This is a genomic window from Shinella sp. AETb1-6 (assembly GCF_009826875.1).
Lineage (GTDB): Bacteria > Pseudomonadota > Alphaproteobacteria > Rhizobiales > Rhizobiaceae > Shinella > Shinella sumterensis.
On the sequence record NZ_WUMM01000009.1, the window covers coordinates 208,616 to 216,613 of the forward strand.

Annotated in this window: 8 protein-coding genes; 3 read left to right on the top strand and 5 right to left on the bottom strand. The window is 60.8% G+C overall.

Annotation, left to right across the window (positions count from 1 at the left end; translation table 11 throughout):
* Position 1: 1 nt before the first annotated feature.
* Entirely contained in the window at positions 2-328 is a 327-nt protein-coding gene (locus GR158_RS17505) for a helix-turn-helix transcriptional regulator (RefSeq protein WP_134650286.1), read from the top strand.
* Between the two features lie 207 nt (positions 329-535).
* Here the strand turns inward: GR158_RS17505 and GR158_RS25660 are convergent, their stop codons facing one another.
* From GR158_RS25660 to GR158_RS17530, 5 genes are all read right to left on the bottom strand, one after another.
* On the bottom strand, positions 536-1,093 hold the full coding sequence (locus GR158_RS25660; RefSeq protein ID WP_371731733.1) for a GGDEF domain-containing protein: 558 nt from the start codon (positions 1,091-1,093) through the stop codon (positions 536-538).
* Positions 1,023-2,033 (bottom strand): LacI family DNA-binding transcriptional regulator, encoded by a 1,011-nt coding sequence (locus GR158_RS17515; RefSeq protein ID WP_160872004.1) that lies wholly within the window; start codon positions 2,031-2,033, stop codon positions 1,023-1,025. Before GR158_RS17515 ends, GR158_RS25660 begins: the two co-directional genes overlap by 71 nt.
* A gap of 114 nt (positions 2,034-2,147) precedes the next feature.
* Positions 2,148-3,158 (bottom strand): alcohol dehydrogenase catalytic domain-containing protein, encoded by a 1,011-nt coding sequence (locus GR158_RS17520; RefSeq protein ID WP_160871979.1) that lies wholly within the window; start codon positions 3,156-3,158, stop codon positions 2,148-2,150.
* A 3-nt stretch (positions 3,159-3,161) separates the two neighbouring features.
* Positions 3,162-3,932 (bottom strand): L-iditol 2-dehydrogenase, encoded by a 771-nt coding sequence (locus GR158_RS17525; RefSeq protein WP_160871980.1) that lies wholly within the window; start codon positions 3,930-3,932, stop codon positions 3,162-3,164.
* 137 nt (positions 3,933-4,069) lie between these two features.
* Positions 4,070-5,383, bottom strand: a complete 1,314-nt coding sequence (locus GR158_RS17530; RefSeq protein ID WP_160871981.1) for a sugar ABC transporter substrate-binding protein — start codon at positions 5,381-5,383, stop codon at positions 4,070-4,072.
* 322 nt (positions 5,384-5,705) lie between these two features.
* Here GR158_RS17530 and GR158_RS17535 point away from each other — a divergent pair, with 322 nt between their 5' ends.
* Both GR158_RS17535 and GR158_RS17540 read left to right on the top strand, forming a co-directional pair.
* A complete protein-coding gene (locus tag GR158_RS17535) occupies positions 5,706-6,692 on the top strand; it encodes a sugar kinase (RefSeq protein ID WP_160872005.1) in 987 nt (328 codons plus the stop codon).
* Positions 6,689-7,957: a D-tagatose-bisphosphate aldolase, class II, non-catalytic subunit gene (locus GR158_RS17540; protein WP_160871982.1), complete on the top strand. Its 1,269-nt coding sequence runs from the start codon at positions 6,689-6,691 to the stop codon at positions 7,955-7,957. The genes GR158_RS17535 and GR158_RS17540 overlap by 4 nt, the downstream gene beginning before the upstream one ends.
* Positions 7,958-7,998 lie beyond the last annotated feature (41 nt).

Below are 7,998 nucleotides of genomic sequence, written 5' to 3' on the forward strand. Positions count from 1 at the left end.
CATGGCCTCTGATGTCACCGATCTCCCACATCCTGCTCGGTCTGATATGCAGCTGACCGACGTGCTTTTTGCGTTGAGTGACCCCGAACGCCTGGCGATCGTTCGCCAGCTCGCTGGGGGCCCCCTAGATATGGCACAATGCCATCTTTCCGACCCTGCGATACCCAAATCGACGAAATCGCACCTGATGAAGGTGCTGCGTGAGGCGGGTGTCATTCGCAACGAGCCCCTGGGGCGTGGTCGTCGGCTGAGCCTCCGGCATGACGATCTGGAGGCGCGATTTCCTGGATTGCTCGGCGCAGTCCTGTCTGCCAGCGCCAGGGTCTAGGACGTTTTCGCTGGCATGCGGTCAAGGGGCGCTGGCTGACGGGCGGCAGATGAGCGCAGATGATCCGGCCTCCGAAGAATATCAGTCTTTTGAAGGAGGCAGTTGAGATATCGGATCGGCGGTCAGGGAAATTTTCATGATGGGCGTCTAGCGGTCGACGATTGCTTGGCGCTGCTCGCAGTGCTCGGGCAGATCGCGCCTGCACCTTCAACCGTTGCGAATAAGGCGCGGTCGTCGAACCGGTTGGATGGAAGCCGAAATCACGCCTCCGCGCCCAAGCGCCTTAGCCTGATACAGAGCCGTATCGGCAGACCGCAAAGCTGCATCGCAGTCTGCTCCTGAAGAGTTGACCTCGCTCACCCCAAACGATGCTCCAATAGTCGCTTGGCAGTCGAGCAGCCGCATTGGTCTTGAGAGGGAAAGCGACAATCTTTGGCATGCGAGGTTGGCTTCCTGGACTGAGAGGCCCGGCATGAAGATGGCGAATTCGTCGCCACCCAGCCGGAATAGCCGGTCGCATGGACGAACGCCCGAGAAGGAGGCGGACGAGCTGCCCGGCGGCGATCTTGTCGCTGACATGTAACTGCCACCCCATGAGGATGCCATAAACTCCGCCAAAGGCGCTATCTGGCTGGACGGATGTTCTATTCCGCTCGAGAGCAAGCTCTCCATCCATAAGCGAAGGTGGGAACAATCAGGCTGACTGCCGCAGCATGAGCTCCGACTTGAGGAAAACCCTATCCGACCGTCGTTTGGGATTTTCATTCTCGCTAAGTTTACCGAGTAACAGTTCGATCGCAAGCCTACCGATTTCATTGTAGTTCTGTGCGACCGTGGTAATCGGTGGGCAAGCATAGCGTGACAGCGGATGATCGTCGTGGCCGGCGACGCGCAGGTCGTACTCGCTGCCATGGCCGACTTTTATTCCTCGTTGCCATGCTGCAGCAATAACACCAAACGCCAGTCGATCGTTCGCGCACAGGATCGTGCGCGTTGGGAGTAGTTCAAGTCGCTCGAAAAGCCGGTTTGCCTCCTGAAACGCAAAGTCTTCGAAATCCCACGTCGAGTGATCCGAAACCGTGATAACGCGTGGCTCTATGTTCAGACGCTTCATCGACTCTCTGTAGGCGGAAACGCGCTTCTCGGCATTGGTGTTCACATGAGGCATTCCGAAATAACATGGCGGCTCACCGGAACGGCATAGATAGTCAACGATAAGCCCGAAACTCTGGTGGTTATCTGTCCCAACGAAAGCCGAGGATTCGTCAATAGGTGAATCAACGTAAACAAGAGGGATCGCTTCACCCAATTGCTCAAGTGTAACCTGGCGGGAGCGAACGCCGAGAGGGGCAATGATTGCGCCGGCCACGTTCATCGACTTGAGCGTTTTGATCGCATTATCTTCCATTGACGAGCGGCCGTCAGAGGAGAGCACAAATGCAAGAAAGCCGGCTTCGTTAGCAATAAGCTCGATGCGGCGGGTCAGCGCCATATAGAAGGGATCTAGCGAGTTTGGAATCACGACGCCAATGATGTTCGAGCGGCGGCGATTGAGATTGACGGCAAAAAGATTTGGCCTGAAGCCCGATTTTTTGAGTGCCTCCTCAATGGTATTGCGCGTCTTTTTGCGCACCGAGGAAGGGTCGTTGAAGTACTTCGATACCGTGGGCCGTGACAGGCCGACGAACTCGGAAAAATCCTCCATGGTTCTGATCGACTTGGCCAAGCGGCTGCTCCCTACGGTTCCGGTGTTCGCTTTCATAACCGGCCTCATTTCGCGCGGAAAGCCGAAATTGAGGTCGGCCAAGCGGTTCTGCGATCAGTCGGAGACGAACTGCACCTTCATCGTCACGGGGTTCGTCGGCTTCCTTGTGAAGAACGGCAGGACTTCGTCGAGCGTCAGTTGGTGCGAGACGAGCTGCGCCATGGAGCCGTCGTCCTTTTCCAAGATGGCCAGCGCGTCGGGAATGTTGCGGTTGAGCGAATGAGACCCGACCAACCTCAATTGTCGGCGAAAGATCTCGAACGGGGCGATCGAGATGCGGGCGTCCGGCGCGCAGATACCGAAGAGAAGTGCCGTCCCACCATCTGCGACGAGATTGATCAAGCCCTCAACGACGCCGGCAATGCCGGTGGCATCGGCCACGAAGTCGAACGAGCGCCGTCTGGCGGCAAGTTCGGCGGAGCCGGAGACAACGCCGCCAAGGCCAAGATCGGCGGCAAAGGCGAGCCGGGTCTCGTTGATATCGGCGACGGTGACGCTCTTTACGCCCTTCGCCTTCAGCGACAGCGCCAAAAGCAGGCCGATCGGCCCTGCGCCGATGACCAGCGCCTCCTCTGGAACAGGTGCTGCGCCGCGCAGGCCCGCGCTGTTGAGGCCGTTCACCACGCAGGCCAGTGGTTCGGCAAGGGCCGCGACGGTGAAGGGCATGGCGCCGATCCCGTGCAGCTGATCGGCGCGCACGAGGCTGTATTCGGCAAAGCCGCCATTGTGCGAGACCCCATAGGCCTTTAAGTCGCGGCAGAGATTGCTCAGCCCCTTGCGGCACGACGGGCAGGTGCCGCAGGGCAGGTTCGGATCGACTGCGACGCGGGTGCCAATTTCAAGGCCGGCAACATCGGCGGCAACGGCGTCCACCACGCCGGCATATTCATGGCCCGGCACCAGCGGAAAGGCGCCGTCGCCATAGCGCGCGTGCAGCACGTCGATATCTGTATGACAAAGACCCGATGCCTTTACCTTGACCAAGGCGTGGCCTGCGGGAATGTCGTCAATCGTCAGATTGGCAAGCCTTGCTTCTCCCTTGGCGGTGAACTGGATCGCTCGCATCGCTCAGCTCATCCAGTTTCCGCCGTCGACATTGTATGTCTGGGCGAGGATGTAATCGCTGTCGCTGGAGGCGAGGAACAGGGCCAGGCCCTTGATGTCATCAGGCGTGGCAAACCGGCCGATCGGGACGGACTTCGCCACAGCCGCCTTCTTTTCACCCGGCTTCAGGCCTTCCCACTCGGCGAATTTGGCGTCGACGATGTCCCAGTGCTCACCGTCCACGACGCCGGGAGCGATCGCGTTGACATTGATGCCGTATTTGACGAGCGCCAGTGCTGCCGACTGGGTAGCCGAGATGATCGCAGCCTTGGAGGCGCAATAGAGTGTCACCAGGGCTTCGCCGCGCCGACCGGCCTGGCTTGCCATGTTGATGATCTTACCGCCGCGACCGCGGGCGATCATCACATTCGCCACAGCCTTCATGGTAAAGAGCGGCCCCTTGAGGTTGACGTCGAAGACGCGCTGGTAGCTTTCCTCGGTGATCGCCTGGATCGGCGCCATGTCGAAGATGGCGGCATTGTTGACAAGGATGTCTATGCCCCCGAAATCGGCGTCGATTTTGCTGACGACGGCGTCGATATCCTCAAGCCTGGTCACGTCGACTTTCATCGCCGTCGCGGCCGCGCCGATTGTGGCTGCCGCTGCTTCGGCGCGCGCGAGATTGATGTCCGCGATAACGACCTTCGCACCCTCGGCGGCGAAGATTTCGGCAAAGCCGAGACCGATGCCGCGGGCGCCGCCGGTAATGAGCGCTACCTTGTCCTTGAGTTTCATGTCTCTTCTCCATGCGTCACAGGACAAGGCCGGCGCCGCGAAATCCATTGGTTGAGATGATCCGGTTTGGGAAAACCCGGCGCCGAAGTGCCGGGTCCTCCTGGGAGGGCCTGCGGGTTGATCCGCAGACGGGAGCCTCACTTGATGTAGCCGGCGCGCGTCATGTCGCGTTCGACCTGGGCCTGTGCGGCCTCGAGCGCAGCGTCCACGGTCTGCTGGCCGGCCAGCGCGGCGCTGACCTGCTGCCCGACGAACGTGCCTATCGCCTGGAATTCCGGGATCGCGACGAATTGCACGCCGGTATAAGGCACCGGATCCTTGGTCGGTTTCGAAGGATCGGCTGACATGATCGCCTCGAGCACCGTTGCGGCAAAGGGCGCGGCCTTCTGGTATTCCGGCAGGGCATAGGTAGACTTGCGCGTGCCCGGCGGTACGGCGACCCAGCCTTCGCTTTCACCAACCATCTTCACATAGTCCTTGGAGGTCGCCCATTTCAGGAAGGACTTGGCGACTTCGGCCTTCTGCGACGTGGCCGGAATGGCGAGGTTCCACGACCACGACCAGCTGGAGCCGTTGGACGTCTCGGCGATCGGTGAGCGCGTGAAGGCGATCTTGTCGGCGACTTCGCTCTGCTTGGGATCATAAACGCGGCCGGCGGCCGACGTCGCATCGATCCACATTGCGCAATGACCCGTCGCAAACAGCGTCTGGTTCTCGTTGAAACCATTGGCGGTGGCACCCTGCGGGCCATATTCGGTGAGAAGTGCGACATAGTCGGTGATCGCCTTCTTCCAGGCGTCCGAGTTCAGCTGCGGCTTCCAGTCCATGTCGAACCAGCGGCCGCCATAGGCGTTCACCATGGTTCCGACGAAGGCCATGTTCTCGCCCCAGCCCGGCTTGCCGCGCAGGCAGATGCCGTATTGCTGCTTGTCCTTGTCGGTCAGTTTGGCGGCGAATTCCTTGATCTGCTCGTAGGTCGGCTGGTCCGGCATCGTGAGGCCGGCCGCTTCGAAGAGGTCCTTTCGGTAAAGCGTGAACGAGCTCTCCGTGTAGAAGGGCACGGCATAGAGCTTGCCGTCGACCGTCAGGCCGGCCGTGATCGGCTCCAGAAGGTCGGCGTAGTCGTAGTCGTCGCCGAGATCGTCAACTGGTGCGAGCCAGCCCTGTTTGCCCCAGATCGGTGCCTCATAGCCGCCGATCGTCATGATATCGAACTGGCCGCCCTTGGTGGCGATGTCGGTCGTCACGCGCTCGCGCAGCACGTTTTCTTCCAGCACGACCCAGTTGATCTTGTTGCCGGTCTGCTTCTCCCAGGCCGCCGACAGTTTCTGCATGATGATCATGTCACCATTGTTGACGGTGGCAATGCTGATTTCCTCAGCCTGCGCCAGACCGGCAAAGAGCCCAAGGCCAACGGCGGTCGCCGACAGCATGCGGATCATGTTCCTCATAGGTCCGTTCCTCCTTTACGGATGTTTACGCATAAAATTACATGCGTAAAGTTTTATCGTGCACGACTTGGGTCTTGTCAAGGCGCCTGGTGGCGTAGTGCGACGGCGGGAAGCCGACAGCCAAGCGTATGTATATGAGAAATATAGATAAAGGTATTCTCTATGCCGCTTTTCGATTTGCTCTTCCCAACCTCACATAGCGAACTGCACTCCAAAAAATAATTTACGCGCGTAAATATTGAATTGACATGATGTAAGTTGCTGCCGTATCGAGTTGGCCGCTTCGGGCGATAACCGGCCCATTGCGGCGGAGGCAGCATTGATGAGACCAAGCGAATTGGCGCCTGAAAATCTGGGCCTGACGATCACCGTTGGTGAGATTTTAGTGGAGATCATGGCGACGACAGTCGGTGCGGGGTTCCTGTCGCCACAGTCGTTCGTTGGCCCGTTTCCGAGTGGTGCGCCAGCAATCTTCATCGACCAAGTTGCGCGGTTCGGAGGTGCGGCGGGTATCGTTGCCGCGGTGGGCGCGGATGATTTCGGGACGATCAACGTGGAGCGGCTTCGAGCCGACGGTGTCGATGTCTCGGCGATTGCGACCATCCAAGGCAGGCCGACCGGCAGTGCCTTCGTGCGCTACCGGCCGGATGGCGCACGCGACTTCATCTTTAACATCACCCATTCTGCTGCCGGCGAAGCACGCATGACCGAGGCTGCCCGCGCGCTCGTGGCCAAGTCCGGCCATGTTCACGTCATGGGTTCGGCATTCGCTATTCCGGGCATCGCCGCCGCCCTCGTCGAAGCGGTCGCGACCGTCAAGGCGCGCGGCGGGTCGGTTTCCTTCGATCCGAATATCCGCAAAGAGCTGGCCCAGGCCGACGAGGGTCGCAAGCTTGTCGATGATGTACTGGCCGTCACCGATCTCCTGCTTCCCTCTGGTGATGAACTGCTTGTCGCGGCTGATGCGGCGACTGAAGAAGCCGCTGTGGAGCGCCTGCTTGATCTGGGCATCGGCGAGATCGCGCTGAAGCGCGGCAGTGCCGGATCCAGCCATTTCAGCCGGCAATTCGGCCGTGTCGATTGCCCGGCCTTCTCTGTGGAGGAAGTCGATCCGACGGGCGCGGGGGACTGTTTCGGTGCCGCCTATCTGACGAGCCGACGCGCCGGCCTCGCCCCGGCCCGCGCGCTGCTTTATGCCAATGCTGCCGGAGCGCGCACGGTCACGAGGCAGGGGCCGATGGAGGGCGTGTCCAATCGAGAAGAGCTCGACGAGTTCATCGCGGCAGCGGGCCGGGAGGTCGGGATATGAGCCGTTTTCTCACAGGCCTTGCCGATGCCCGCCGCGCCCGTCGCCCTTATGGCATCGTTTCCGTCTGCTCCGCCCATCCAATCGTGCTGCGTGCAGCATTGCGCCGTGCCGCGAAAGGAAAAGGTCCGGTGTTGATCGAGGCGACCTGCAACCAGGTCAACCAGTTCGGCGGCTATACGGGTATGACGCCGGCCGATTTCATCGCCTTTGTCGAGGCGATCGCGCGCGAAGAGGGCGTCACGCGCGACAAGATTATCTTCGGCGGGGATCATCTGGGACCGAACCCCTGGCGCAAGGAGCCGGCAGCCGTGGCGCTCGAAAAGGCGGCAGGCATGGTAGAGGCCTATGTCGCGGCCGGTTTCACAAAAATCCATCTCGATGCCTCTATGGGCTGTGCCGGCGAACCGGTCGCGCTGGATGATCGCACCGTCGCTGCGCGCGCCGCCGCCCTCTGCGCCGTTGGCGAGCAAACGGCCCGGCGTGAAAATCTACCGATGCCGGTCTATGTCCTTGGCACGGAAGTGCCGATACCAGGCGGTGCCGATCATGTATTGGACGGCGTCGAGCCCACCGCGCCCAGCGCTGCGCGCGAAACGATTGCCGTGCACCGCGACGCCTTTGCCAAGGCAGGATTATCCGATGCCTTCAAGCGGGTCATCGCCTTCGTCGTTCAGCCCGGCGTGGAATTTGGCAGCGACAATGTCGTCGCCTATGATCCGCCGCGCGCCGCAACCTTGAGTGCCCTTCTCGATAGGGAGCCGGCGCTGGTCTTCGAGGCCCATTCCACCGACTACCAGACGCAGGAGGCACTGGCGGCCCTCGTCGCAGACGGCTTTCCGATCCTGAAGGTCGGGCCAGGACTGACCTTCGCCTATCGCGAGGCGCTCTATGCTCTCGACCTGATCGCCTCCGACATCGTGCCCGGTTATGGTGATCGCCCGCTCCTGCGGGCGATGGAAGCGCTGATGCTGGCCGCACCCGGGAACTGGAGCGGCTATTACCACGGCGACGAGACGGCGCTCAGGATCCAGCGCCATTTCAGCTACAGCGATCGCATCCGCTACTACTGGACCCGACCTGAGGCAGAACGTGCCGTTTCGGCCTTGCTGGCGGTGCTGGACGGCGTTCGCATCCCCGAAACGGTGCTACATCAGTATCTGCCGATGATCGCGCCGACAGCAGCGGACCGCCCGGAGGATATCCTGATTGCCGCAGTGGATCAGGTGCTGGCGATCTACAATAGCGCGGCTGCCGAGCGGTCGTAGCGGAGCGGGCGCGACGAACGAAGCCGTCACCTGAAAAAATT

Bases quoted from the DNA above. Each gene is read 5' to 3' on its own strand.
- GR158_RS25660 (WP_371731733.1), bottom strand. From the start codon at position 1,093: ATGAAAATCCCAAACGACGGTCGGATAGGGTTTTCCTCAAGTCGGAGC.
- GR158_RS17535 (WP_160872005.1), top strand. From the start codon at position 5,706: ATGAGACCAAGCGAATTGGCGCCTGAAAATCTGGGCCTGACGATCACC.
- GR158_RS17505 (WP_134650286.1), top strand. From the start codon at position 2: ATGGCCTCTGATGTCACCGATCTCCCACATCCTGCTCGGTCTGATATG.
- GR158_RS17530 (WP_160871981.1), bottom strand. From the start codon at position 5,383: ATGAGGAACATGATCCGCATGCTGTCGGCGACCGCCGTTGGCCTTGGG.
- GR158_RS17515 (WP_160872004.1), bottom strand. From the start codon at position 2,033: ATGGAGGATTTTTCCGAGTTCGTCGGCCTGTCACGGCCCACGGTATCG.
- GR158_RS17540 (WP_160871982.1), top strand. From the start codon at position 6,689: ATGAGCCGTTTTCTCACAGGCCTTGCCGATGCCCGCCGCGCCCGTCGC.
- GR158_RS17525 (WP_160871980.1), bottom strand. From the start codon at position 3,932: ATGAAACTCAAGGACAAGGTAGCGCTCATTACCGGCGGCGCCCGCGGC.
- GR158_RS17520 (WP_160871979.1), bottom strand. From the start codon at position 3,158: ATGCGAGCGATCCAGTTCACCGCCAAGGGAGAAGCAAGGCTTGCCAAT.